The organism is Streptococcus huangxiaojuni (genome assembly GCF_040930515.1).
GTDB lineage: Bacteria > Bacillota > Bacilli > Lactobacillales > Streptococcaceae > Streptococcus > Streptococcus huangxiaojuni.
The window spans coordinates 97860-124234 of sequence record NZ_JBFQEG010000001.1 but is presented as its reverse complement, the minus strand read 5'-3'; the positions used below and the strand labels follow the sequence as shown (position 1 = coordinate 124234).

The following is a 26375-nucleotide window of genomic DNA, read 5'->3' as shown; positions in this document are numbered from 1 at the left end:
TTTTTCTTTCTGCCTCTGTCAGTTTAGGGTGCTCATAAATTACCTGACAAACGTAGTCACCGCAAATACGGCAGTCTGCTTCTTGAACAGCTTTTAAAAAAGAGGCAGAGCAGCCAGTTCCTCCTGAAAAGAATCGCAGTAGCTCACAGCATAAAGCGATTGAGGAAGATAGCTGACTTTTGTAAAAGGGAAACCCGGCTCGGCCTGCGTTAAAACAATCATTTCTTTAGAATACCAGTTTCCTGATAAAAAAGATTGCTGAGGCATAATCGAACCGATACAGCCAAAATTCTGGAAAGCAGGGCTGTAAGACTGAATTTTGTCTTTCAGTCTTCTTAGCTGAAGCTCATACTCTTCTGCGGTCATTTGGTAAATGTTATCTTCTACAGTATAAGACAGGATTCGCCGCTTGGGGAGCGGAATAATCTCTAATTTCTGACAGGAGGCATGCTCTTGATAGGCTTGCAGGGAGGCCTGAAAATCTTTCAAGTCCTGCTGCTGCCTGTTCAGCATAAGTTCTTTTTCTTTTAAATCCTGTCTGTGCTTTTCAACAAGCTTATTAAGAAACGAAAAGTCGTCCTGTGAAAGAATCAGCTTAATTTCTTTTAAGGAGAAGTTTAACTGCCGTAGATGCTGGATAGCATCTACTATAGACGACTGGTTAATATGGTAATAGCGGTAGTTGGTCACAGGGTCAACATAGAAAGGTTTTAATAAATCAATGCGGTCATAAAAACGTATTGTCTGAATGGAAATATGATTCATCTCTGAAAATTTTCCAATCCGTAAAAGTTTTTTCATTGCCTCCCCTTTCTTTTTATGCTTTTGCCTTAAGCAGGAAAGAAGAATTCTTAAGGGGCAGAAATTTCACTCTATGGTGTATTCTTGACCCTCTAGTTACTATAGACATTATAATATAGGCAGAAAATAAAAAATCAAGTCAGCAGAGAGAGAAAGGGCCGAAAATCTTTTTAATCCTTGCAGACATAGGTACTCTGCTAATGAACACTGACTTTTTAGCAGTATATCATCTCACCTTGTACAATATTTATCACTTAACTAAAAGGAGGAACTTCTCATGAGAAACACAAAAATCCGTGCCGTACAGTTTGGCTGCGGTAAAATGGCCAGATTTATCTGCCGCTACTTGAAAGACCACGATGTGGAAATTGTCGGTGCTGTTGATACGAACCCTCAGCTTGTCGGTCAAGATTTAGGAGAATTTGCTGACTTGGGCTGCCAGACAGGTGTCATTATTTCTGATGATGCCGAAGCTGTTTTTGAACAGTGCGACGCTGACATTGCCATTGTAACTGTCTTTTCCTATATGCCTGAAATGTTTGATTTCTACGAAATAGCTTTAAGACATGGTGTCAATGTTATTTCCACATGTGAGGAGGCCATCTACCCTTGGACAACCTCTCCTTCGGAAACCAACCGCTTAGATAAGCTGGCTAAAGCCAATCATGCCACAATCACCGGATCCGGTATGCAGGATATTTACTGGATTAACATGCCCTGCTTAGCTATGGCCGGTATGAATAAGATAAAAAAAGTCAGCGGGAAAGTCAGCTACAATGTAGAAGATTACGGTCCAGCCTTAGCAGAAGCACACGGTGCCGGCTATGATTTGGACCGCTTCAATCAAGAAATCGCTGCTGCTGAAAGTCTGCCTTCTTATATGTGGAATGCTGCTGAAGCGATTTGTGCAAAAATGGGCTGGACAATCAGCAGAATCCAGCAAAAAAATGTCCCTTTTATTCTGGATGAGGATGTCTATTCTCAGACACTGGGACGGACAATCCCAGCCGGACAGGCTATCGGAATGTCTGCGGTTACAGAAATTAAAACACAGCAGGGAATCGATCTGGAGGTGGAATGCATCGGCAAAGTCTACCGTAAAGAAGACGGCGATATGTGCGATTGGTTTATTTCCGGTCAGCCTGATTTGGAATTTTCAGTTTCTAAACCTGATACGGTTGCCTTAACCTGCGCTACCATTGTCAACCGAATCCCAAGTGTTATTAATGCTCCGGCAGGCTTTATAACCGCAGAAAAATTACCACTTCTGTCTTACCCAAGCTTTCCTCTGCACACTTATCTGTAAACTATCCAATTAAGAAAAAAGACAGATCTCTATTCACAGAGGTCTGTCATGATTTCTTTTGAATTGCTGTTTCAGCTTTTCGGATATTTGTCTAAAAAGCAGTGAAAGAACATAGCACCCAATACAGATACTTTGCTTGAGGCAATGTCTGAATAATCAAGCTATAATGCTAAAGACAGCTTTTTATAGAAATAAAAGCAGACCGTAAAGCAGACCTAAAGCATAGCCCACGATAACATCCTTAGGATAATGAACGCCTCCCAGAACGCGGCAGCAAGCCAGCAAAAGGGATAAAATAAGATAAAGCAAACCAAGCCAAATGTAAAGCCTCAGGACGGACATACTGATAATAGCAGCTGAAAAAACATGGCGGCTGGGCATAGACTGGCCCTTGGTGTCCTTGCTGATTAAGGGGGCAATTCCCCATGCTTCATAAGGCCGTGGCAGATTGATAATGCGCCGCAGCAGCGATACACCGGCAAAACTGAGGGCAGGAATAAATACAAAAGGAAGAAAAGGATAGTCTTTCTGCCATAATACAGCTAATAAAAGCAGGGGATAGGTAAGATAAATCAACCTAGTCAGAAACGTGTTGAGCTGATTCAGAAGGCGGATTTTCTGCGGCTGTCGGCGAATTTTAGCCGTGAGGCTATTGTAAAAAGCCGCATAATTTTTTTCTGTTTTCTTAAATACTGTCATATTGAATGCAATCATGATTTTGAAATCGGCTGAACCGCGCTTTAAAACCGAAAGGCTAAAGAGCGGTCAAACGGCTGAATTCAGATATCCAAACCTGAAAGCTCCGAAGCAGGAACTTTTTAGAGACCGGCCTTTGCACCAAGCCATCTTAGAAAAGGAAGGCATGAAAACACCGGAAATGTCCAGCAGATTTCTTCCCAAATACCTTCCCTACAGCGCTGAGGTTCGATCTGAAAAGCAGATCCAGCTGATTTTTTAGTGCTTAGCTGTCAGCCTAAATGGGCTATGGTGCAGCCGCTGCCTCCGGCATTTTGCGGAGCATAAGCAAATTTTTTGACATGTTTATTGCGGCGCAGGTACTGAGTCACCCCTTGACGGATAACCCCTGTTCCGATACCGTGGATAATATCCACTTGAGTCATATTGTTAAGAAGCGCTTGGTCAATAAAGGCATCTAATTCCTGCATCGCTTCTTCATAGCGTTTGCCGCGCAAGTCCAAACGAGCATGGGGGCTGCTGCTCCTATTGGCCTTTTTAACAACCTTAAGTTCCTTCTTTTTAGAAGGCTGCTTGCCGGTTTGGTTTTTAGCTAAGGTAAACTCATCCTCCCCGACCGTCATCTTAATCAGGCCAACTTGCGCCTCCCATTTCCCGTCTTTTAACTGTTTAGTCAGTGTTCCTCGCTGGCCGTAAGCCGTAATGACAATATCATCACCAGCATGCGGCGCTTTGCTGTGTTTGGCCTTTTTCAGCACTTTATTTTTGGACAGATCTTCTGCCGGTGCCAGTTTTTTTAGCTGGCCTTTCGCAGCAATAATTTCATGAGGTTTTAAAGCTGATTGTTCCCGAAGATTTTTAAGGATTTCATCGCTCTCAGACAAGGCACGGTCGACAATTTCCTGCGCCTGTTTACCAGCTTTCAGAAGCTCTTGATCACGCGCGCGGGAGAACTCATTATAGAGTTTTTTGACAGCCCGGTTGAACTTCTTGTTTTCCTCTTCAATTTCTGTAATGCCTTCCAAGCGCCGGCGGCTTTCCAGCGTTTGTTTTTCCAGCTCTTCAATAATGGAGTTGACATCACTGTCCGTATCCGTCAGTTCTTCGGCTTTTTTAACGATGGTATCAGACAGACCCAGACGGCGGGCAATTTCAAAAGCATTAGATCGTCCAGGAACGCCTTGGAGAAAGCGATAGGTGGGGCGAAGGCTGTCCTGATCAAACTCCATGCTGGCATTGGCTACAAAGTCTGTCTTAATGCCATAAGCTTTGAGTTCAGGATAGTGCGTCGTTACCATAGTCTTAATATTAAGTGAGCGCAAATGTTCCAAAACCCCCATAGCCAAGCCCGCTCCTTCTTTAGGATCAGTACCTGCTCCAAGCTCATCGAAAAGAACGAGACTGTCTTGGTCGGCTTTATTTAAGACAGCAACAATTTGTGTCATATGGCTGGAAAAGGTTGAGAGACTTTGTTCAATAGACTGCTCATCACCGATATCGGCAAAAATCTGGCGGAAAACAGCAATTTTTGAACCAGCAGCCGCTAGAATAGGCAGACCGGCCTGAGCCATAATCTGAGCCAGACCGAGCGTTTTCAGCATAATCGTTTTACCGCCCGTATTCGGCCCGGTGATTAAAATCGCTCTTAAGTCATCAGCAAACTGCAAGTCATTAGGCACTGGGTCAGCCAGCAAAGGATGACGGGCTGAAAGGAGATGGATTGTCTTATCTTTCGATACAGACGGCACTGTCCCTTTATAGTCACGCAGGAAAAAATATTTAGACCGGACAAGGTCAATATGCCCAATTATCCAGGCATTTTGAAGCAGAGAAGCTGTGTGAGGCCGCAAAAGCTGTGATAAATCATGCAGAATTCTCTGAATTTCATAGCGTTCGTCTGCCTGCAGTCGGCTGATTTCCTCATGTAAATTGACAGCCCCTCGCGGTTCAATGTAAACAGTAGCACCTGATGCTGAAATATCATGTACAACACCTGGAATCCGGTGCCGGTGAGTGTTTTTGACAGGCAGAACACTGCGTCCGTTACGGCTGGCAATCAGTTTTTCAGATAAAAACTCGGCCTGTTTTTTTAACAAATCCTGCAGGAGCTGACGCAGCTCATCCTCACGCTGGCGGAGCTGACGGCGGATTTTAGTCAAGTCCGGACTAGCAAAATCCTCAATAAAACCAGCATCATTAACCGCCTGCAGACTTCCCTGCAGCTGCGGAAAGACAGTCAGCTCTTCAAATAAACGCTGCAGTTCCGTTAAACTGACATTTTCCAAGTCAGCGTAAAAGCGCTTTAGATCGGCTGCAGTTAATAAAACATGTTTAATCCCCAGCAGTTCTGTAAGATCTAAATCAGCGTCTGCCTGCAGCCGCTGAATACTGCCCGATATATCCTGAATCTGACCGACCCCAAAAGAGTGCTCTTCTGTGAAAACAGCCTCCATGTCCAAAATTTCCGCAAAGGCACGCTTAATTTTTTTCTCTTCGGTCATCGGTGTCAGGGCAGCCAGTTCCTGCTCCCCTTGTTCCGTCTGCAAATAGACCGCAAATAGATTCTTGACTTTAACAAACTCCATTTGTTCTAAAATCTTGTTGTTCATACCTTTTATTATACCTAAAAAGTTAAAAAAAGTAAGGCGTCTGCCTTACTTAGGGATATTAACCGTCCAAAGATTTTCTATCAGGGACGAAAGGAGCGGAAAATGACTGACCAGCAAGCGCACCAAAAAACTTCCTGACAGGGCATTTTGCACAAAATCTAAAGGGACTGTCGCTAAAATAGATAAAATCTGGCTAAAAAATAGGAGGGTAACAAGAACTGACAACGTACCGCTGATACAATTTGCACGTGTATTATCAAAATAATCAAGCGGTGCTAAATGAAGAAAAATACCCAGCAAACGAACAAGCAGGTAAACTCCCATAAAAATCAGCAGAAACGCTATTCCGGCATAGTAGACATAGCTTAAATCAAAAAGATCAACATCTGTAAAGAAAGCGACCTCAGCCCCTTCGCTGGGATTGGAATAAGGAATCCAAAGCGTAATGACCTGAGCCAATTCTTTATAAAATTGCCCGGCAATAACCAAGGCGGCAATACTGCCAGCAAAATAGAAACCTTGTAAAAGAAGGCCGCGTGTATAACCAATATAGAAATGCCAGACTAAAATAAGCAAAAGCAGAAAGGTCATCATCGTTCTTCTCCGCTGCCTTGAGAATGTCCGGCCCTTTTTTGAATGCCGACAATCGTTTTGGTCCGCAGCTCAGTTAATTCTTTTTCTGTTTTTTCAAACTCAATTTCGCGGCTGAGCTGTGTCGACAAAGAATTAATCGCCATTAAAATGGCTATTGTCTCATTATCAGCCTGCGGGAGTTTTTCTTTGATGGCCTCATATTTTTCCTTGGCGACACGCTCTACCTCTTCCATAAAAAGGTTATCTTTATCAGTCGTCAGCGTCAAAGGCTTATCCCCAAAGCTGAATTTGTAGCGATTTTTACTTGTCATACTCTCACACCTCTCATTTAGCATTATACCGCAAAATAAGATTTTCGTAAAATAGCGATAAGCCTTTTTCTGTTAAAAAAGCTTTCATCAGCCAAAGCGGTAGGAGACAGACCCGACAGACAAAACAGCCGGTTGTCTTTAGCGTGTGTTTTGATCATTCAGATTTTGATCCTCTTTTGCCAAAAAACCAAAATGCAATCGATATTTTATCACTGTTTAAAATGGCTGTCCCCTACTCTCACTGCCTTTACAGTATAGAGAGGATCTTCTGCTGTGACTGAAGGAGAATTTTTTTAACTTTTAGCTTTTTGTGATAGAATATTAGGTATGAAAACTTTTGTTGCAAAGCCGGATAAAAAAACTTTGGCAGATTTGCAGAAGCGTCTGGTAAATCAGCAGATTCCGCGCCACAATTCATATGTCGTTTTCGCTGCCAAGCTTGAACAAGTGACGATTCTCATCTATACGTCCGGTAAGGTTGTCCTGCAGGGCAGCCAGGTTGAAAGTGTTGCTCAAAAACTAGGAATACAAGCCTCTAGTCCCACTAAGCAGCCGGACAGCCAGAAGGAAAAACTGTCATTAATTGGTTCTGATGAGGTCGGGAACGGCTCTTATTTTGGCGGTCTTGCTGTTGTAGCCAGTTTTGTTGCTCCTGAGAAGCATGACATACTGAAAAAATTAGGTGTTGCTGATTCCAAACAATTAACAGATTCTAAAATCTTACAAATTGCTCCAATTCTGGAAAGAGAAATCCCTTATCAAGCACTCTTTCTATCACCGCAGAAATATAATGAAGTTGTCGGTGAAAATAAACAGCATAATGCCGTTTCTGTCAAAGTAGCCCTGCATAATCAAGCCATTTTTTTGCTGCTGCAAAAAGGGCTGCAGCCTGACAAAATTATTATTGATGCTTTTACCAGTCCCAGAAATTATCAAAAATATCTGCAAAAAGAAAGCAACCGCTTCAGCCAAGCTGTCTGGCTGGAAGAAAAGGCTGAGGCCAAGTATCTGGCTGTGGCAGTCAGTTCTATCATTGCCCGCAAGCTCTTTTTAGAAAATCTAACAAAACTGGGGCAAGACATCGGCTACCGTTTACCCAGCGGAGCCGGTTCCCAATCGGATATGACAGCGAGCAAAATTTTAGCTGCTTACGGCATGTCCGGCCTGGCCCGTACGGCAAAACTTCATTTTGCCAATACCCAAAAAGCACAGTTACTATTAAAAAAATCATAATAAGGAAGTCTATGAGAAAATTTATCAAAGAATGGGGCCCCTTCACCCTTTTGATCACGGCTATTGTTTTACTGCGTTTATTTATCTTTATTCCGGTTCAAGTTGACGGTCATTCTATGGATCCTACCCTGGCTGAGGGTGACCGTTTGATCATGGTCAAAACTGCTAAGATTCAGCGTTTTGATATTGTGGTTGCCGACGAAACGGAAGATGGCGAAACCAAGCAGGTTGTTAAACGCGTCATCGGAATGCCCGGGGACACGATTGCCTATAATAATGATGTCCTGACTGTTAATGGCAAGGAAGTAGATGAAGCTTACCTAGATGCCTATAAAGAAAAATTTACTCAGGATAAACTTCAAAGCACCTACTCTTACAGTGCCCTCTTTCAGGAATTAGCCGCTCAGGCAACAGCATTTACAACGGATGCTGACGGCCAAGCCAATTTTACGGTCCAAGTTCCTGAAGGGCAGTATTATCTGCTGGGGGATGACCGCATTGTGTCTAAAGACAGCCGTGAAGTTGGCACTTTTGCTGAAAGCGCCATAGCCGGTGAAGTTAAATTTCGTTTCTGGCCGTTATCAAGTATCGGCTTCATTAGTTAAAGTCCGGAACGCCATGCCCTTTCCGGCTTTTTTAAACACTTCTTTATGTAGCACAGAGGGGTGCGTCTGCGAAATCAGAGATTTCGGACTTACCGTCAGCCGTAAACGTCTGAAAGCTTTGTCGTCTTGACAGCCGACCGCACCTGTCTAGTCGTTCTGGCAGGGGTGCGTCTGCGAAATCAAAGATTTCTGGCTTACCGCCATTTTTGCTTTGCTCTTTTAACGGGCTTTGTATCTTGTTGGAATTGAACACGGGCTAAACGCTGCGGGAAAAAGATAGCCTGACCTCGAATCTTTCTGGATTCATCGGTCAGTCTCCTATTTTCTTTTTGCGTTCTTAACGCCCTTTGTATCTTGTTGGAATTGAACACGGGCTAAACGCTGCGGGAAAAAGATAGCCTGACCTCGAATCTTTCTGGATTCATCGGTCAGTCTCCTATTTTCTTTTTGCGTTCTTAACGCCCTTTGTATCTTGTTGGAATTGAACACGCCCTAAAATCCTAGTGAAAAAGATGGCTGTCAGCGTGATGCCAGCATCACTTGCCATCCCCTATTTTCATACGGATTTTTTAACGGGCTTTGTATCTTGTTTTTAAGAGGGATTTATGGAGTATTATTTTTCCGGCAGCATCGAGCGTATTATTTTTGAAAACAGCAGCAATTTCTTTAAAATCCTGCTTTTAGAAATTGAGGACACCGACAGTCCTTTTTCTGATTATGAAATTATTGTAACAGGTACTGTTGCTGATATTATAGAAGGAGAAAATTATACCTTTTGGGGAGAGCTGATTCAGCACCCTAAATATGGTGAACAGCTTAAAATCAGCCGTTATGAGCGGACAAAGCCCTCTTCTTCCGGACTGATTAAATATTTTTCCAGCAATCATTTTAAAGGGATTGGGAAAAAGACAGCTGAAAAAATCATTGCTCTTTACGGTGACCGTACGATTGACAAAATTTTGGAAGAACCGGAAAAATTGGATTCCATTCGCGGTTTGTCCAAGGCCAGCAAGGAAAATTTTATTGCAGCTTTAAAACTGAACTATGGTACTGAACAGATTCTTGCCAAATTAGCAGAATATGGTCTTAGTAATCGTTTAGCCTTTCGGATTTTTGATTATTACCAGACTGAAACCCTGCAAATTATAGAAACCAATCCCTACCAGCTGGTTGAAGATATTCAAGGGGTCGGATTTAAAATGGCGGATCGTCTGGCAGATGAACTGGGGATTGAAAGCAGCTCACCGCAGCGGCTGCGTGCAGCGCTCGTTCATAGCCTTCTGGAAACTGCCGTCAGGCAGGGAGATACCTATGTTGAAGCACGGGATCTTCTGGAAAAAGCTATCAGCCTTCTGGAAGAAGCCAGACCGATAGAACTGGACCCTGCTGCTGTCGCTCACGAATTGAGCCAACTTATCGCTGAAGATAGGGTGAAAAATATCGAAACTAAAATTTTTGACAAGAGCCTTTTTTCAGCAGAAGCAGGTATTAAAAATCATCTTAAACGTATTCTTGACCGGTCTTTAGAAGAGACTTTTTCTGAAGCTGAGCTCGAAAAAACAGTCGCTGATTTGGAAAAAGAGGAGAACCTCACTTATGATGAGACACAAAAACAAGCCATCAAACAGGCGCTCAGCAGTAAGGTCTTCTTGCTTACAGGAGGGCCGGGAACCGGCAAAACTACTGTTATCAACGGTATAATTGGAGCTTACACCCGTCTGAATAAGCTTACTGACAGCAAATTAAGCGACCTTCCCATCATGCTGGCTGCCCCGACAGGTCGGGCAGCCAGACGTCTCAATGAATTAACCGGACTCCCCAGCGCGACCATTCACCGTCATTTAGGTCTTACGGGCGACAATGACTATCACCCTATTGAAGATTATTTGGACTGTGATTTAATGATTGTTGATGAATTTTCAATGGTTGATACATGGCTGGCGCACCAGCTTTTTAGCGCGCTGCCTTCCCATACACAGCTTATTATTGTCGGAGACAGCGACCAGCTGCCTTCTGTCGGACCCGGCCAGGTTCTGACCGATCTTTTAAAAATTAAGAGACTACCGCAGATTGCTTTGACTAAAATTTTCAGACAGTCAGAAGCTTCTACTATCGTTACATTAGCCAGTCAAATAAAAAAAGGTGAGCTGCCGGCTGATTTTACAGACAAGAAGGCTGACCGTTCCTATTTTGAAGCCCAAGGTCACCATATCCCAGATATGGTCAGTAAAATCGTCAGTTCTGCTATTAAAAGCGGTATCGCAAAAGAAGAAATTCAAGTTCTGGCTCCCATGTACCGCGGCCCGGCAGGCATCGACAATCTTAACAGACTGCTTCAGGATCTTCTGAATCCCTTAGATGATACTGCAGAATTCCTTTTTAATGAGACTCGTTTCCGGAAAAATGATAAGGTGCTCCATTTGCTCAATGATGCTGAGCTGAATGTTTTTAATGGGGATATCGGCTATATTGACGATTTGATTCCCACTAAGTATACTGAGTCCAAACAAGACGAAATCACGGTTCATTTCGATGGAACAGAGCTCACTTATCCCCGCAATGAATGGCATAAACTGACATTGGCTTATGCGATGAGTATCCACAAATCGCAGGGCAGTGAATTTCAGGTTGTTATCCTGCCTGTGACTCGCCAGAGCGGCCGCCTCTTGCAGCGCAACCTGATTTACACTGCCATTACCCGCTCCAAAAGCAAACTGGTTATGCTGGGAGAACTGTCAGCCTTTGACACAGCTGTTAAAACGCAAGGTGCTAAGCGTAAAACATATTTGGTCGAGCGCTTTCAGCAAGGGACGCAGGAAAATGCGGCTGCAAATGAAAAGCAAAATTTTCCCGAAAGCAATACTGAAACAGGAACAGGGAGCGATAAGAAGACCCCTTCTGCCCTAAATCAGCAAACTGACAGTTATCGATTAACTGAGGACAATCTGTTAACAATCGATCCGATGATTGGAATCAGCCAAGCTGATATTGAAGCATTTTTTAAAATATAGATTCCAATAAACGATGCCCTTTTTAACAAACGAGTCAGGTGGTTACCTGACTCGTTTGTTCATGTTAAGTGATTTGTTTGCTTTGGCAGAACAGCATTAAAAAGCAGCTGCAGGAGACTGCTTGAAAGCTCATCCGGCATTGACAGGGATATCTATATAGGATTGACCAAGATCAACCGTCAGAGTATAATCACTGTTATCGCGAACAGTGTGTTCAAAGTCGGTGGTATAGAGCAAAAGGCGTAAGGTTTCGCCCTTTAGAAGCCTATAGAGACTTGGCTGCAGTTTAAGGGATACAGTCATCCAAGCATCCGGTTCAACAGCCTCAACAAGCAATAAGTCTGTCCTGTTTTGGAGATTGAGCATACCTTTAGTAATAAGCCGGTAAGCTGTCTTTTGGAAGGGCAGTTCACGCAGGTCTTCGCGGGCAAAATTTTGTCCATTATCGATGGCAGCCGATTCGATAAGACGCGGCCGGTCTGTCAGCCTTTTTTTCATACCGTAATCAAGAAGCTGAGCAGAAATGAGACCTTTTCTGCAGTTTGATTTTAATGTAAGGTTCAGTCTTATTTCACCATTAAGAAAGATATCATTCTCTAATTGAAAATCGACTGTTATTTGATTAGCTCTGCCGGCGAATAAATCCGCTTTGAAATCGTTGAAGTTCTTACCATAGCGGGCAAAATCCTCTGCCTTATAGCAGTTATGGATAGGCTGCTTCTTATTGCCCAGCGGCAGTCGGATTTGAGCATCTCCCCCAAAGCTTGCCAGACTCTGCCAGGTCTGCTCACTTCTGTTATCCTGCCAAATGACAGCCGGCAGGTCCAGATGATGATTTTGACCCAGCATTTTCTCAGATAAGAGTGTGTTCATACTTTCACGAAAGTCAATCGACTGCCAATTATGCAGGTAAACATGCTCCCCCTGATGAAGAAAAAGATGCTTTTGAATATGAGCGGGCAGCGCTTTAAATATCTTATAAACCTGACGGGGCTTTACATTCCAGTCTTGCAGACCATGAGTGTAGACAGCAGTACAGTTTATTTTGTCAGCATGCGGCAGATAGTTGCGATCATGCCAGTACTGATTGTAATCACCATTTACGCGGTCAAGACAGGCCGACTGACTGTCAAGCCAGCTTTGATAGGCATCGTTGTTGCGCAGACTGTCCCCAGGCAGTAAATTACGGGAATAGGTCAACTCCGTCAGCACGTCCAAGTCTTCCCCCGGATAACCTCCCGGGCTGCAAACAAGCCCGTTTTCCCGATAATAATCATACCAAGAAGAAATACCAGACTCAGCAATAATCACCTTAAGACCGTCCACACCAGTCGTTGCGAGACCCGTTGACAAGGTTCCCAAATATGATTTCCCTGTCGTTGCGACCAAACCGCTGGCCCAATCAGCCAAGACCTTCTTATCGCGCCTGTGGCTGGAATAAGCTGCAGCTCTGCCATTCAGCCAGTCAATGACAGCCTTAAAGCTCTCAATCTGCCTATAATCGCCGCTGGTCATAAAACCATCAGACCCTGCAGTCCCTATCCCGGAAACATAAATATTGGCAAAGCCGCGAGCCAAAAGGTAATCATTAAGACCGTAACTGTCAGTATAGCTGAATGTCTCTTCTGCCTGGCCGATTGGCTTAGAGTCCTCAGGGACTGGTAAGACAGCTGCTTCACTTTCCTGTACAGTGATGGCTCCGGTCTGCTTGACAGAAAGCTCTCCTTCCATTTTATGAAGTCTTTTATCATTAGCAGGAATATTGACCCCCTGATGGTAAGGACTTGCTGTCATAATCACAGGGAGTTTGTGCTGTGTAGCATGGCGGATAATAAAAACTTTAACCAAATCAAGCTGCCCGTCATTATCAGTATCAAGCGGTGTTTCCACATATACAGCTTCGCGGATAAGCCGGCCCGTATCAAAGGTTGCTAAACTCTTTCCATTAAAAAAGCGGTAGCTGTTATCCAACGGAAGCAGCCCCTTACTGACAAGGTCATCCAGCAAAGTCATGCCTTTTTTCATCCGGCAAAGCAAAAGACGGTAGAGTGCCGAAATCACCTGACCGCTCTGATAATGCAGAGGGAAACCCAGCTCACGGACAAAGGCAGCTGTATCCGTAAAATCAAGGTTGGGAATAAAACCTAAAAGCTGCAGGGCGACCATGTCAAAAACAGCCGCGGATAAGGGGAGGTCCGAACGAAAAAAGCTTAGCAAATCCGTTTCAAAATCGGCTACCATATTCGCCAGTGCATAATCTTTATCGTGATAATGAAAAAAAGTCTGACGAACAAAGCTCTCAAGATTGCTTTTATCTGATTGTTCTTCTGAAAGGCTGAAATTCAGGGATTTCAGTTCGGAAAGCATGCGCTCCTGTGGGACAGATAGGTAAGAATAGTGGTTATATTTCATAGAGAATTCCTTCAAGTAAACGTTTTTATTTCTCCCAAATAGCTTTACATTGTTTATTATACTTGATAAAATGGTACTTGTCTAAACAATATTAACTTTTGGAGGAAATAAACGCACATGGATGTAGCATGGACTGTGAAGTATATCACAGAATTTTTAGGAACAGCTATCCTTCTGATACTCGGTAACGGAGCTGTTGCTAATGTTGAATTAAAAGGTACAAAAGGACATGCCAGCGGCTGGCTGACCATCGCTATCGGATACGGTATGGGGGTCATGATTCCTGCGCTGATGTTCGGTAATGTATCGGGCAATCACATTAATCCTGCCTTTACTTTGGGCTTGGCTGTTTCTGGATATTTTCCTTGGGAACATGTGGCGCCTTACATCTTGGCTCAGCTCTTAGGAGCGATGGCCGGACAGGCAGTCGTTGTAGCCACACACCGTCCTTACTATCTGCAGACGGAAAATCCTAACGCTATCTTAGGCTCCTTTTCAACCATTTCAGCTATAGACAGCGGTTCGCAGGAAACACGTCAGGCTGCTTGGATTAACGGCTTTATCAATGAATTTTTCGGCTCTTTTGTCCTTTTCTTAGGCGCAATAGCTATGACTAAAAATTACTTTGGAGCCGAACTGATAACTCAGCTAACTGATTACGGTTATGATGCCACTGCGGCGGCCACTCAGGTTGCACCTTATACAACCGGAAGCTTGGCTGTTGCGCATATCGCTCTTGGTTTCTTGGTCATGGCTCTGGTAACCAGCCTCGGCGGCCCTACCGGTCCCGGACTTAACCCTGCACGTGACTTAGGCCCTCGTATCCTTCACGCTTTGCTGCCTGTATCAGTTCTTGGAAAACATAAAGGCGATTCCAAATGGTGGTATGCTTGGGTGCCTGTAGTAGCTCCTATTCTTGCAGCAATCACCGCCATCGCTTTGTACAAATGGCTTTATAACTAACCATCAGATTGAAGAGAATTGTCTCTTCAATCTTTTTTTATTATGATACAAAACCTTCAAATGTCTACGGCTGGCGGTAAGTCCGAAATCTGTGATTTTGTAGACGCACCCCTGCCAAGATGACTAGAAGGGTGCGGTAGGCTGACAAGGCAACAAAACCTTCAGACGTCTATGACTGACGGTAGCCAGAAATTTCCGGATTCCCCATTATTTACAGCCGCAGTTCATTAGGCAGTAAATACCGGCTTGGCAGCACTTGCTGACCGGCACATTTATTTCTTTGAAAACCGATAATTTCTTGTCAAATAGAGAAAATTTGGCTAAACTAAAAGAAAGGAGCGTGAGAATACCTGATGACTTTACTTGACCGTATGACTTTTAAAGCAATCGCTTTGCGGGTCGACAACCGGGACCAAAATATTGCTTTTTATCAGCAGACTCTGGGCCTGCGTCTGCTTGGCGAAGAAAATACACTGGCTTTTTTTTCGGCTTGGAATAAGCAGAATCAACTATTAATAATTGAGGAATCACCTGCTCCCGAGACCCGTGCTGTCAAAGGGAACAAAAAAATCAATAAAATCACCTTAAAAGCAGAAAATCCTTCCGAAATTTCAGACTTATTGGCGAACGGAGCCGCCGCACAAAAAATATACAAAGGAAAAGAAGGCTATGCCTTTGAAGCCTTGTCCCCGCAAGGAGACCTCTTCTTACTGCATGCCGAAGAAAATTTGAAAGATTTAATAGAAATTGTCCCGCCCCATCTGGATAAGAATCCTGACTTCAAGGGGCTGTCGGCTTTTCAGTTTGACAGACTGGCCGTAAATGCTGCTGAACCCGCTTTGTCACAAACATTTTATCAAGCACTGCTTCCTGTTCATTTTCCATTAGAGCTGGTATTTACAGCGGCGCAAGGCGAAGATTTGGCTGCTGATCCAAGTCAAACTTGGGATTTAGAATATCTGGAAGTTAAAGTTCCGAAAGATTACAATCTGCTTGAGCTGAAAAAACAGCTTGAAAACAAGGGGCAAGCTGTTTATCTCGACCGTAAAGAAGAACTGCTGGTTATCTCCGACCCCAGCCGCATTGAAATTTGGTTCAGCAAATGACAAAAACAGTCTTAAAGACCATCACCGGACATATCAGGCAAGGACACTATCATGGGGCCAGTTTGGCCCTGTACCAAAAAGGCTGCTGGCAGGAATATTACATTGGAACAATCGATGGAGAGCAGGCAGTCAAACCGGGACTGATTTATGATTTAGCCTCTGTTTCAAAAGTTGTTGGCGTGGGAACAGTCTGCCTCTATTTGCTAAAAAGACATGAGATTGAACTAAATAAGCCTTTAAAAGCTTATTATCCCTCTTTTTATCATTCTGCTGTTACGGTAAGGGAGCTTTTAACCCACACCAGCGGCATTGATCCCTATATCCCCGGACGGAATCAGATGAATGCAGCCCAACTGCAGGAAGCCATTAATCATATTGCTGTGACACCCGATAAAGCCTTTCGGTACACTGATATTAATTTCCTTTTGTTAGGTTTTATGCTGGAGAACATTTACGACCAATCCTTAGACAGGATTTTTCAAAAAGAGGTTTTTACTCCTTTTAAGATGGCTCAAACCCGTTTTGGGCCTGTAAGAGAGGCCGTCCCAACCTGCAAAGGCGTAACTGATGGAAGGGTGCACGACCCCAAGGCTAAAACTTTGAGAAATCATGCTGGCTCAGCAGGGCTGTTTTCAACTATCAAAGATTTGGAACATTTTTTAGAACGCTACCTGCAGGATGACTTCGCTGCTGACCTTTGGCATAATTATGGCAGCGTGAAAAAGCCGCGCTCATTAGCCTGGAACCTAGAGGGAAACTGGCTTGACCATACCGGCTACACAGGCCCCTTCATTATGGTCAACCGTCAAGCTCAGCAAGCCGCTGTTTTTCTGACCAACCGTACCTATGAAAGAGACTGCCGTTCTTTATGGATAAAAGAACGCAGTAAAATAAAAGAGGCCATAAAAAGCAGCCTCACTACTTAACAGGCAAAATAGCTGCCAGCTCGATACTAGTTTTCCAATACTGTTTTTCTTTAATAAAACGCTTATAAAGCTGCAAAGACCGGTAAGCGGTCAGAACAAAAGGAGGGAGATTATATGTCAAATATTATTATGGCCATTTTTGAAACAGAAAGTGAGGCTTACCAATCCTTCTCAGAACTCAAACAGTTCCAGCCTGACGACAAGACACAGATTGCTCAGCTGGCGGTTGTCAAAAAAGAAGCTAACCAAGTCATTCTCAAAGACGCTCTTGACTTTAACGACAGCAGCCGTGATTATGCTGCCATCGGAGGAATTGTCGGCGGTTTAATCGGTATTTTAAGCGGTCCGATTGGCGTCATCATTGGTTACGGAATCGGCAGTCTGGCCGGAGCCGCCAGCGGAAGTATGACAGACAGCTCAAATAATAATCTTATTGAAGAAGTCACCACAAAGCTTCTGGATGGTGATACAGCTCTGATCCTCTTAGCCCATGAGGAGGACGAGACCGTGCTTGATGCTTTCTTATCTGCTTATAAAACCAGCATTATGCGCTGGAATGCCCTTTCTGTTGCTCAGGAAGTCGCATTAGCCGGCAAGGTACAAGATGATCTTTACGCTAATGTCCAAAAAGATATGAACCAGAGACGTTTGGAACATCTTAAAGAACAAAGCAGCGATATCGCAGAAAACTTAAAAGCTACTTTCAAGCGTTTAAGAGGTAAAAAATAATTTTCCCCAAAAATCTGTACAGCTTTCTTCATAGAAGTTGATATAGACAGGGGCAAAGGCTGCAAAAGTGGAAGAATAAAGTTTTTGAGAATTTCCCCTTCCTAACTTACCGCCAGCCGTAAACGGCTGAAAGCTTTGTCGTCTTAGCAGCCGACCGCACCTTTCTAGTCGTTCTGCCAGGGGTGCGGCTGCGAAATCATAGATTTCGGACTTACCGCCAGCCGTAAACGGCTGAAAGCTTTGTCGTCTTAGCAGCCGACCGCACCTTTCTAGTCGTTCTGCCAGGGGTGCGGCTGCGAAATCGTAGATTTCGGACTTACCGCCTTTTTATGTTTTTAATGCTCAAAAAGGCTTGGGACAGAATTGTCTCAAGCCTTTAAATTGACTATTTTACTTAAAACACCTTTTTTGACTACACCTATAGGTAATAGCCTTGGAATTAAAGAGTGAGGAAGAATCGATAACTATTTGAATCAACTTCCCTCACTCCTTTTTTGCTATCTATGACAACATATTTGGCCATCAGAGCCAGCCATTCAGCAAAAACTAAGCCCCCATTTCATCTCTTTTGACGGTTAGGCCGGTTGCTGCTGATTTTGAATCAAATCATCATAGAAAGCGGCATAGGTAGCTGATATATAGGGAGCCAGCCAAATATAACCAATCCCCAGTGTTAGAGAGGCTAAAATTTCCCAGCCTAAAAAGCTTAACCCTAAAACAAACAGGTCCCACTTGTAGCCATCCATGAGCTGACGGCTTTTGGTAATAGCTGAAGTCGCGCTCACTGGTCTGCCTTGATCTAAATCATCTTTGACAATATAGGTACTCAAAGCATAGCTGTAGGTTTTAATAAGACCGGGAATAGTAAACAGAAGCGACCATAGATAAGTAAAAACAGCTACCATCAAGGAATTAGTAAAGAATTTGCCATAGCGCCCCTGTTTAAAAGCATAGGTTGCAGCAGGCATCAGTTCACTCTTCTTACCGCGAATTAAATCCAAAAAACTGGAGGAAATGCTGACGGATATCCCCAAAAACACCAATAAAAACAAGATATAAACAGCTATTATAAGAAAAAGAGAAACGCCAACCAATTCTGTAGAGTCATTGCTGCCGCCGACATAAGAAAAAAGACCGATCAGACTTATTATCATAAAAAATGCAAGCATAAGAACCAGATAAGGAATGATAGAAAGCGCAGCAGCCCAGCCCCAGTTGCCTGACAAAGCTGCCTTTGCTTCGTCTTTCAATTCTTTTCGTGTTTTCATGTCATTCTCCCTCAAAATTTATAGTATTTCACTAGTCTAGCATTTTTTCTAAAAAAAGTCACCCCTTTTCAAAAAAATTCTTTGGCTATACAAAAAAAGCCCAAGCTTAGAACCAACAAAAAGCAGGGCAGAATATTTAAAAATTAACTCTCAAGTCAGTTGCCCCCAAGCTAAGGAGATTTTAAATCTGATTACAGCGCCATTTCCATTGTAATATGCCGAATCCCGGCTTCTTCAAAAACAGATCCCACTGCTCTAAAGCCCATCTTATCATAAAAACCTTTGGCGGTCAGCTGGGCATGAAGAGACAGTTTACAGAAGCCCTGTTTGCGGCAAAAAGCAAGGACGTGTTCTAAAAGAAGCGTCCCCAAATGCTCCCCGCGGTAATCAGGCAGCACAGCCATACGCTGCAAAGTTGCATTATTATAACTTTTATCCGGTAAAATCCTGCAGGTGGCTGCCGGCTGATTACTGTCATCATAGAGCACAAAATGCAGGCAGTAAGCTTCATTGCTGTCAATCTCAATGCTGCGCGGAACCCCCTGCCCCTTTACAAAAACAAGCTGCCGAATTTTGACAGCATCATAATAAGTATTCGAAAGTGTATCTCTGGTCTGTTTGATTTGCATACTTTCATTATACCCTTTTACTCAGCAATAATCAAAATAAGCTCCTATGCTTCCGCTTTGCCCACTGCATTCGGTATTTATAAAATATTTCACCCACTCAAACATCAGAAGATCTGTGCAGCAGTCAAAACAAACTATGACTGCCCTCTTTTTCCGGCAGATTTTCCCAGTTATAGACTAATAAGAAAGATTGAATAATTTTTTGCAAAAGAGTATAATTGAACACAGCCTTAAATCCTAGTGAAATGATGTACACCATGCTTTGTAATAACAATTAATTAAAGAAGCCCAAGACGTCTGGGAGTGGGACAGAACTTTTGTCAAGGATAAAAAGTCCCTTGTCCCACCCCCTGCAAGGCCTGGTAGGTAGTTTCAAGCTTTGAAAAGCGACGAAAATGCCACTAGGCGACTAGCGTCCTGAAAAGGCTGGAATCCATTTAAAAGTTAAAGCTTTTACCGCACCCTTCTAGTCGTCTTGGTAGAGGGGCGTCCGCGAAATCATAGATTTCTGGCTTACCGCCAGCCGTAAACGTCTGAAAGCTTTATCGTCTTGACAGCCGACCGCACCTTTCTAGTCGTTTTGGCAGGGGTGCGCAGACGAAATCGAAGATTTCTGGCTTACCGCCATTTTCATGCGGACCTTGTGTCTTATAGCGCTATGGGAGGAGATGATGATGTCTTCAATTGACCATATCATCAGAAACAGCAAAGAGATGATGACTTTGCTTGAAATTATCAGCTCTTTTGACTTAAAAGACTGCTGGCTGTGTGCCGGTACTCTTAGAAATTATATTTGGGATGTTTTGAGCGGAAAAAGTGCAGCTGTTCATTTTTCAGATATCGATGTGATTTTTTTCGATGACAGCATCAGCTATAATCAAACGCTGACCATTGAAGCAAGCCATCAAAAAGCAATATCCGCAATATAACTGGGAAGTTAAGAATCAGTACTACATGAACAGCCACAGTCCAAATACTGACAAATACAGCAGCTCAAAAGATGCGGTTTCTAAATTTCCGGAAAAATGTACCTCAATCGCTGCTCGCTTAGCTCTTGACGGTACTTTAGAGGTATTTACACCGCATGGGGTTGATGATTTAATTAACTTCACTGTCTCTCCAACTCCGCATTATTCACTGGGTAAAGAGCGCAGGAATGTTTACAACAAGAGGATAATGAAAAAGAACTGGCAAAAAATCTGGCCTAACCTCTCAGTAGAAGTTTTTGCGGACAACCCGGATATTTAGTTGAAAACTCTAAAAAGGCAGCAACACTGCTTTTATGCCGTCTATAAAAAGAGTGTTTGGCAGCATTAGGTTACAAAGATAGATTACAAAAACAGCATAAAAGACTGAAGGCAGAGCCTTCAGTCTTTTATTAATGATTGTGAAGCGCCTTGCTTTAGTTTCCAGATACTGCCTCAGCTGCGTCATCCATCGAAAGCACTTCGTGGAAGACACGCTGGGTCAGCTCAGTTTTTTGCTCAGGCGTCAGATACTTGGTATTGACGCAGTAACCAGAGATACGAACAATAACATCTTCACCATTCATAATCTTGTCATAAACATCTTTAAGGTCCATAACGTTCAAGTTAACGTGCTGACCGCCGTTTTCAAAGTAGCCATCAAGGATAGTCACTAAGTTATCGACTTGTTCGTCACGAGTTTTACCAAGCGCACGCGGAGAAACTTGCGTTGTTAAGGAAATACCATCAGCCGCATATGAGAAGTCCAGACTAGCCAGAGAGTTCAAATTTTGCAGCCAGCCACCACGGGCTTTGTTAGATGGATTAGCTCCTGGTGAGAAGAATTCCAGTTTAGACAGGTTTACTGAACCGTCTTCATTGAGGTATACCCCCTTGTGAACAGGTGAGTTACCTGTTTGTTTAGAGTAAGCAACATTTGAAGTAATCGTCAAAAGTGAAACTGTTGCTTCAGCGTCTTTGTAAAGCTTGTGGCTGCGCAGACGGTTTGTGTAAGCTTCAATCAGCCATTCTGCCAATTCGTTTGAACGAGGATCATCTTCACCCCAGCGCGGATAATCTCCAGTTGTTTCATAGTCGTAGATATAGCCATCTTCATCGCGGATTGGTTTAACCGTCGCATACTTAATTGCTGACAAGGTATCAACTGTATTAGCAAAACCGCAGATACCAAATCCCATATTAGCACGTTGGCGTGTTGGCAGGAAGGCCATCTGTACAGCTTCATAGTTGTACTTATCAGTCATATAGTGAATGATGTTCAGTGCATCTACGTAAGTATCTGTCAGCCAGTCCAGTGATTTTTCAAAGTTAGCTTTAACAGTATCAAAATCAAGCACATCGTCTGTGACAGGATCAATGTCAAATACTTTATAATCCTTATGAACATCGTCATAGCCACCGTTAAGACCAGTTAAAAGTGCTTTGAGGACATTAACACGAGCACCAAAGTATTGGATATTGTGACGTTGTTCTTCATTTTCCGGATCAAGCGGTGATACACAGCATGAGATACATGACATTTCACCGTAGCCGTCTTTAGCCATTGTTGTCACACCTTCATATTGGATAGAAGAATGTTTGTGTGACATTGACATACAGTAACGGCGGAAAGCGTAAGGCAGTTTGTCTGTCCAAAGAACAGTCAGGTTTGGTTCTGGTGAGTTTCCGATGTTGTCAAGCGTGTTTAAGAAACGATAGTCCATCTTAGTGACACGATGGCGTCCGTCAGCTCCCATACCAGCCATAGAAGTTGTGATGAAGGTTGGGTCTCCTGAGTACAATTCATCGTATGCTTTAGTACGAGCGAATTTGACAGTACGGAGTTTCATAACGAAATCATCAACGAATTCCTGAATTTCACTTTCGGTATAAGTTCCGCGGGCAAGGTCGCGTTCTGCATAAACATCAAGAACAATCGGCACACGGCCAAGAGATGTAGCAGCACCATTGATAACACGACATACAGCCATAAAGGCAATGTTGGTCCATTGGATAGCTTCTTTTGTATCATAAGCAGGACGGCGAACGTCTACGCCATACAAATCACCGAGTTTCACCACTTCGCCAAGTGCTTGGTACTGAAGGTTAACTTCTTCACGCAGGCGGATGGATTCTTCATCAATTTCAGTGATGGCGTTCCAGTCATTCACTTTTTCCTGCATCAGGTAATCGGCACCGTATAAAGCAAGACGAGCATAAACACCGATGATACGGCCGCGTGAGTATGCATCCGGCAGACCGGTTACGGTGTGAGCATGGCGGGCACGGCGGATATTAGACGTATAAGCACGAAAAATCCCATCGTTCACGGTTGTTACATATTTAGTAAAGATTTCATGAACAGCCGGATCAGGTTCATAGCCATGTTCTTTAAGAGCTGTTTCTGCCATGCGGATACCGCCTTTAGGCATGAAGTTCAGCTTGAACAGTTCATCGTTTTGGATACCAAAGATAACTTCGTTGTCCTTGTCAATATAACCCGCATCAATATCTGCGATTGAGGTTGGACGTGTATCCATAGGAAAGCGACCTTCTGCTTCATATCCGGCTTTTGTTTCATCAACAATCTTTTTAATATGAAGAGAGCGTTCAGTCGGACCGGCCAAAAAGCTTTCATCGCCGTCATAAGGCGTGTAGTTCGCTTGGACAAAGCGAGAAACACTTGCCTTTTCTTTCCAGTCAGTGCCTTTGAAACCTTCCCATGCCTTTTCAAAAACATCTGTGTTGGTTTTTACAGTTGCCATAAGTTTCCTCTCCTTAATCTAGTAACAAAATCCTACTGTTACAATTACAATTATAGTTTACCATATAGTAAACGTTTTCTAAAGAAAAATGCTTACTTTCAGGCATTTTCTTTTATACTACAGTTCCCTTTCGTATAGAGTAACTGTAGTATAAATATTTTATGTGGGCAGAAAAAAGGAAGAAAGGGTATAATAATAAAAAAAGCACTTGATTGCGGCCTAAAACACAAACAAACGAAACCTGATTTAAAATTTTGCCTGTTTCTCTGTGAGTATGTCCGCCCTTGTGTTTTCAGCCGTTTTCCAAACAGGCTTTGTATCTTTATGGAATTGAACACGCCCTAAGAACTGTGCAGTGAAATCATCCAGTGGATGATCTCAGCCCGAACCCAGAAAGGGGAGAGTGAGGGGTGGAGGTCTGTATCGTTATCTTGTTACCGCCGGCCGTAGACGCCTGAAAGCTTTGTATCTTTATGGAGGATTTATGCTGATTTTTCCGCTGATTAATGATACATCTCGAAAAATTATCCATATCGATATGGATGCTTTTTTTGCTGCGGTGGAGGAGCGCGATAATCCAGATTTGCTGGGAAAACCAGTTATTATAGGTGCTGACCCCAGACAAACCGGCGGTCGGGGGGTAGTTTCTACCTGCAATTATCAGGCCAGAAAATTCGGTATCCACTCTGCTATGTCTTCTAAAGAAGCCTATGAGCGCTGCCCCCAGGCAGTCTTTCTTTCAGGGAATTACAGCAAATACCGAAAAATCGGCCGCCAGCTGCGGGATATTTTCAAGCGTTACACCGATCTGGTTGAGCCCATGTCCATCGATGAAGCTTATTTAGATGTTACAGTCAATAAACTGGAAATAAAATCGGCTGTTAAAATCGCCCGGCTCATACAAAAAGAAATCTGGGACGAACATCATCTGACCTGTTCAGCCGGTGTTTCTTATAATAAATTTTTAGCTAAACTGGCTTCTGACTATGATAAGCCGCACGGTCTGACCCTAATCATGCCTGAACAGGCCCAGGACTTTTTAGCAGAACTGCCGATTGAAAAATTCTACGGGGTCGGCAGGCAGTCGGTTAAAAAACTACATCAATTAGGCGTATATACGGGAAAAGACTTGCTGGGACTATCTGAAATGACTTTGATCGACCACTTCGGCCGCTTTGGTTACGACTTATTCCGCAAAGCCCGAGGAATCAGCAATTCCCCGGTACAGCCCAACCGCATCCGTAAGTCGATCGGCAGCGAACGGACTTATGGTAAACTCTTATACAGCGACAACGACATCAAGGCAGAAATTTCCAAAAACGCCAGACGTGTAGCTGACTCATTAGCCCAAAATAAAAAAGCCGGTAAAATTATTGTTCTCAAAGTTCGATATGCTGATTTCTCAACTTTGACCAAGCGTATAACTTTGGAAAAGCCCAGTGCAGCCTTTGAAGTAATTGAGCGCAAGGCTCAGGATATTTATGACAGCCTTGAAGAATCTTCTGCCGGTGTCCGGCTTTTAGGGGTTACTGTGACTGGTTTGACAGCTGATGAAACGGAACTGCTTTTAGATTTATAACAGCCCTTGTCTGGCAAAAGACTGGGAGACCATCTACGATGCAAAGCAATCATAGCGGTCTCCCAGTCTTTTTGTTTGTGCTTGAAAACGGCGAAACAGAAAGAACAGCCAGCCTGACGTTTTTCTGCCGCCCTCTTACTCTCACCCTTATGTCTGTTAGCTGTTATCACCCTCATTAAGTGTCCGAGCTTTGACAAAAGTAAAGGCAAATAAAACAGCGATAGCTCCTTGAATAAGTAAAGTCCAGATATTAAAGCCGCCGGTAAAACTATAAAGTATATTAAAGGCAGCAAGCCCCAGCCCTAAAAAATAAGGAATATAGCTGAGCTCTTCACCTTTTTTAAGCTTAGATAAGTTCATAAAGACAAGAACGATAATCGCTACACTGATAGCAAACGATACCACAGAAAGAAAAATTGCGAAAGGCGTAACACTGGCTCTGAGCAGCTCAATCTGCTCATCAGAATAGACTGAAGTCAGTTCTTCATTATTAAGATTAGCGTTAATGGTATAAATCCCAATAAAGCCCAAAATCCCCAGTATAACAGATAAAAATTCCCAAACAAGCACTGTAATATTCAGTGAACGCAAGTTTTGACGCACTTTTTCGTATGAAATCATATAAACCTCCTCAAAATAAAACGTATTTAGCTCTTATTTTATCATAAAAATGCTGCTGTGAAAACCCGACTTTTTAAAAGAATCAATCCCATATATTTTTCACTGCTAAGCGTGTAATATGACTCAGCAATGCTTTTGTCCGCTATTTCAGTAAAATAAATCATGGAGTTGAAAATATCTGTTATTCAGAGCAAAAAATTAAGAAGCTGCTTAGCTTCTTAACTTTACTTTAAAATCAGAGTATATGCTATCGGTATCTATCACTCCAAGGGACTGCTGTTTGCTGTAAAACGGCATTCAAACTGCTGATATTTTGACGTCCCTGTTCCTGCAACCATCTGCGGGCTGATTCTTGTCCTTCTTTGACATAAATCGGCACCACCTCTCCCCAACTAGCACGCCCGCATAGAACACCGCTAAATTTCGCACCGGATTCATAGGCAAAAAACAGTGTTTCTTGAAACCGATCAGCAGATACACCGGCACTTAAATAAATATAGGGAACTGATGCTGCTGATTCTTGATTTCGAAAGGCTTGAGCAGCTTCTTTGCGGCTATAAACAATTTCTTCGGATGCAAACCCTTCAACAAAATCCATATTTACCGGTACCTCTACCTTCAGGATATCAACATTGAAACGTTGATCAGAAAAAACAGCTACCGCTTGGTTTACTTTTTGCGGCTTCAGCTTGGCAAACTCCGGACTTGTTTTATCAGAAAACTTTTCATCATAACTTAGGATTTCTAAGAAAAACGGCAGCTCTTCAGCTTTGCATTCCGCACCAATACGCTCAATATAAGCTTGTTTTTGCTGATTAATGTGATTATTGCCGTCTGCGTCGTAATAAAGCAAGAATTTGACTGCACTGGCTCCGGCTTCCTTAAGACGCCGGACTGACCAGTCAGAAAGGCAAACCGGCAGACGTTCTCTAATATTATCATAACCTGTTTTTTCATAGGCTAAAAGCAGCCCAGAGGCAGCAACCCTCGCTTTTGCTGCCGGCAGACCATACTCAGGATCCAATAGAATTGCCGATACATCTCCTGTTAATTCTTTAGCTACCAAGGTCTTTAGATCTGTCATTTGTTCCAAGGTGACTGGCTGAATTTGATGACGGGCAATCATTTTCTTTAAGGCTCCTCGCTGATCAAAGGCTAAAGCTGTAATCAAGCCGCTTTCATTACTGAGCTCATTCAAATAGCGCTTTTTCTCATCTTTAGCAGACACGATATCCTCCTTATTTTT

General features: G+C 43.2%; 20 protein-coding genes and 2 pseudogenes. 11 read left to right on the top strand and 11 right to left on the bottom strand.

Features of this window, described 5'->3' with window-relative positions; genetic code table 11:
* Positions 1–93: 93 nt before the first annotated feature.
* On the bottom strand, positions 94–801 hold the full coding sequence (locus tag AB3329_RS00615) for a MerR family transcriptional regulator (protein WP_368393797.1): 708 nt from the start codon (positions 799–801) through the stop codon (positions 94–96).
* A gap of 277 nt (positions 802–1078) precedes the next feature.
* Between AB3329_RS00615 and AB3329_RS00610 the strand changes: the two genes are divergently transcribed.
* Positions 1079–2107, top strand: coding sequence for an NAD(P)H-dependent amine dehydrogenase family protein (locus AB3329_RS00610; protein WP_368393796.1), 1029 nt, complete (start codon positions 1079–1081; stop codon positions 2105–2107).
* A gap of 183 nt (positions 2108–2290) precedes the next feature.
* Here AB3329_RS00610 and AB3329_RS00605 read toward each other — a convergent pair whose 3' ends face one another.
* On the bottom strand, positions 2291–2806 hold the full coding sequence (locus AB3329_RS00605; protein ID WP_368393795.1) for a phosphatase PAP2 family protein: 516 nt from the start codon (positions 2804–2806) through the stop codon (positions 2291–2293).
* Between the two features lie 13 nt (positions 2807–2819).
* Between AB3329_RS00605 and AB3329_RS00600 the strand changes: the two genes are divergently transcribed.
* Entirely contained in the window at positions 2820–3065 is a 246-nt protein-coding gene (locus tag AB3329_RS00600; protein WP_368393794.1) for a hypothetical protein, read from the top strand.
* A gap of 10 nt (positions 3066–3075) precedes the next feature.
* Here AB3329_RS00600 and AB3329_RS00595 read toward each other — a convergent pair whose 3' ends face one another.
* From AB3329_RS00595 to zapA, 3 genes are read right to left on the bottom strand one after another with little or no spacing between them, the layout of a single operon-like run.
* Positions 3076–5412: an endonuclease MutS2 gene (locus tag AB3329_RS00595; protein WP_368393793.1), complete on the bottom strand. Its 2337-nt coding sequence runs from the start codon at positions 5410–5412 to the stop codon at positions 3076–3078.
* A gap of 45 nt (positions 5413–5457) precedes the next feature.
* On the bottom strand, positions 5458–6006 hold the full coding sequence (locus AB3329_RS00590; protein WP_368393792.1) for a CvpA family protein: 549 nt from the start codon (positions 6004–6006) through the stop codon (positions 5458–5460).
* Positions 6003–6317 carry a cell division protein ZapA gene (zapA, locus tag AB3329_RS00585; RefSeq protein WP_368393791.1) on the bottom strand — a complete coding sequence of 105 codons (315 nt, stop codon included), beginning with the start codon at positions 6315–6317 and terminating at the stop codon, positions 6003–6005. The genes AB3329_RS00590 and zapA overlap by 4 nt, the downstream gene beginning before the upstream one ends.
* A gap of 327 nt (positions 6318–6644) precedes the next feature.
* Here zapA and rnhC point away from each other — a divergent pair, with 327 nt between their 5' ends.
* From rnhC to recD2, 3 genes and pseudogenes are all read left to right on the top strand, one after another.
* Positions 6645–7550, top strand: a complete 906-nt coding sequence (rnhC, locus tag AB3329_RS00580) for a ribonuclease HIII (RefSeq protein ID WP_368393790.1) — start codon at positions 6645–6647, stop codon at positions 7548–7550.
* Positions 7551–7561: 11 nt separating this feature from the next.
* A complete protein-coding gene (lepB, locus tag AB3329_RS00575) occupies positions 7562–8155 on the top strand; it encodes a signal peptidase I (protein WP_368393789.1) in 594 nt (197 codons plus the stop codon).
* A gap of 605 nt (positions 8156–8760) precedes the next feature.
* Positions 8761–10960, top strand: a pseudogene (gene recD2, locus AB3329_RS00570) (SF1B family DNA helicase RecD2); the annotation flags it as partial.
* Between the two features lie 335 nt (positions 10961–11295).
* Here the strand turns inward: recD2 and AB3329_RS00565 are convergent.
* Positions 11296–13578 (bottom strand): Xaa-Pro dipeptidyl-peptidase, encoded by a 2283-nt coding sequence (locus tag AB3329_RS00565; RefSeq protein ID WP_368393787.1) that lies wholly within the window; start codon positions 13576–13578, stop codon positions 11296–11298.
* A 117-nt stretch (positions 13579–13695) separates the two neighbouring features.
* On the opposite strand from AB3329_RS00565, the gene gla reads away from it, so the two are divergent.
* From gla to AB3329_RS00545, 4 genes are all read left to right on the top strand, one after another.
* Positions 13696–14541, top strand: coding sequence for an aquaglyceroporin Gla (gene gla, locus AB3329_RS00560; protein WP_368393786.1), 846 nt, complete (start codon positions 13696–13698; stop codon positions 14539–14541).
* A gap of 353 nt (positions 14542–14894) precedes the next feature.
* On the top strand, positions 14895–15647 hold the full coding sequence (locus AB3329_RS00555; RefSeq protein ID WP_368393785.1) for a CppA family protein: 753 nt from the start codon (positions 14895–14897) through the stop codon (positions 15645–15647).
* Complete coding sequence (locus AB3329_RS00550; RefSeq protein WP_368393784.1) at positions 15644–16573, top strand: serine hydrolase domain-containing protein; 930 nt, start codon at positions 15644–15646, stop codon at positions 16571–16573. The genes AB3329_RS00555 and AB3329_RS00550 overlap by 4 nt, the downstream gene beginning before the upstream one ends.
* Positions 16574–16687: 114 nt before the next feature.
* On the top strand, positions 16688–17302 hold the full coding sequence (locus tag AB3329_RS00545; protein ID WP_368393783.1) for a DUF1269 domain-containing protein: 615 nt from the start codon (positions 16688–16690) through the stop codon (positions 17300–17302).
* A gap of 575 nt (positions 17303–17877) precedes the next feature.
* On the opposite strand, the gene AB3329_RS00540 is transcribed toward AB3329_RS00545, so the two are convergent.
* The gene (locus AB3329_RS00540) at positions 17878–18570 is read right to left on the bottom strand and encodes a DUF975 family protein (protein ID WP_368393782.1); all 693 of its coding nucleotides are present in this window, start codon (positions 18568–18570) and stop codon (positions 17878–17880) included.
* A gap of 191 nt (positions 18571–18761) precedes the next feature.
* Positions 18762–19199, bottom strand: coding sequence for a GNAT family N-acetyltransferase (locus AB3329_RS00535; RefSeq protein ID WP_368393781.1), 438 nt, complete (start codon positions 19197–19199; stop codon positions 18762–18764).
* 674 nt (positions 19200–19873) lie between these two features.
* Here AB3329_RS00535 and AB3329_RS00530 point away from each other — a divergent pair.
* Positions 19874–20447, top strand: a pseudogene (locus AB3329_RS00530) (nucleotidyltransferase family protein).
* 154 nt (positions 20448–20601) lie between these two features.
* Here the strand turns inward: AB3329_RS00530 and pflB are convergent.
* Positions 20602–22929: a formate C-acetyltransferase gene (gene pflB / locus AB3329_RS00525; protein ID WP_067060011.1), complete on the bottom strand. Its 2328-nt coding sequence runs from the start codon at positions 22927–22929 to the stop codon at positions 20602–20604.
* 484 nt (positions 22930–23413) lie between these two features.
* On the opposite strand from pflB, the gene dinB reads away from it, so the two are divergent.
* The gene (gene dinB, locus AB3329_RS00520; RefSeq protein WP_368393780.1) at positions 23414–24508 is read left to right on the top strand and encodes a DNA polymerase IV; all 1095 of its coding nucleotides are present in this window, start codon (positions 23414–23416) and stop codon (positions 24506–24508) included.
* 156 nt (positions 24509–24664) lie between these two features.
* Here the strand turns inward: dinB and AB3329_RS00515 are convergent, their stop codons facing one another.
* Complete coding sequence (locus AB3329_RS00515) at positions 24665–25129, bottom strand: hypothetical protein (RefSeq protein WP_368393779.1); 465 nt, start codon at positions 25127–25129, stop codon at positions 24665–24667.
* Positions 25130–25376: 247 nt separating this feature from the next.
* A complete protein-coding gene (lacD, locus tag AB3329_RS00510) occupies positions 25377–26357 on the bottom strand; it encodes a tagatose-bisphosphate aldolase (RefSeq protein WP_368393778.1) in 981 nt (326 codons plus the stop codon).
* Positions 26358–26375: the final 18 nt, after the last annotated feature.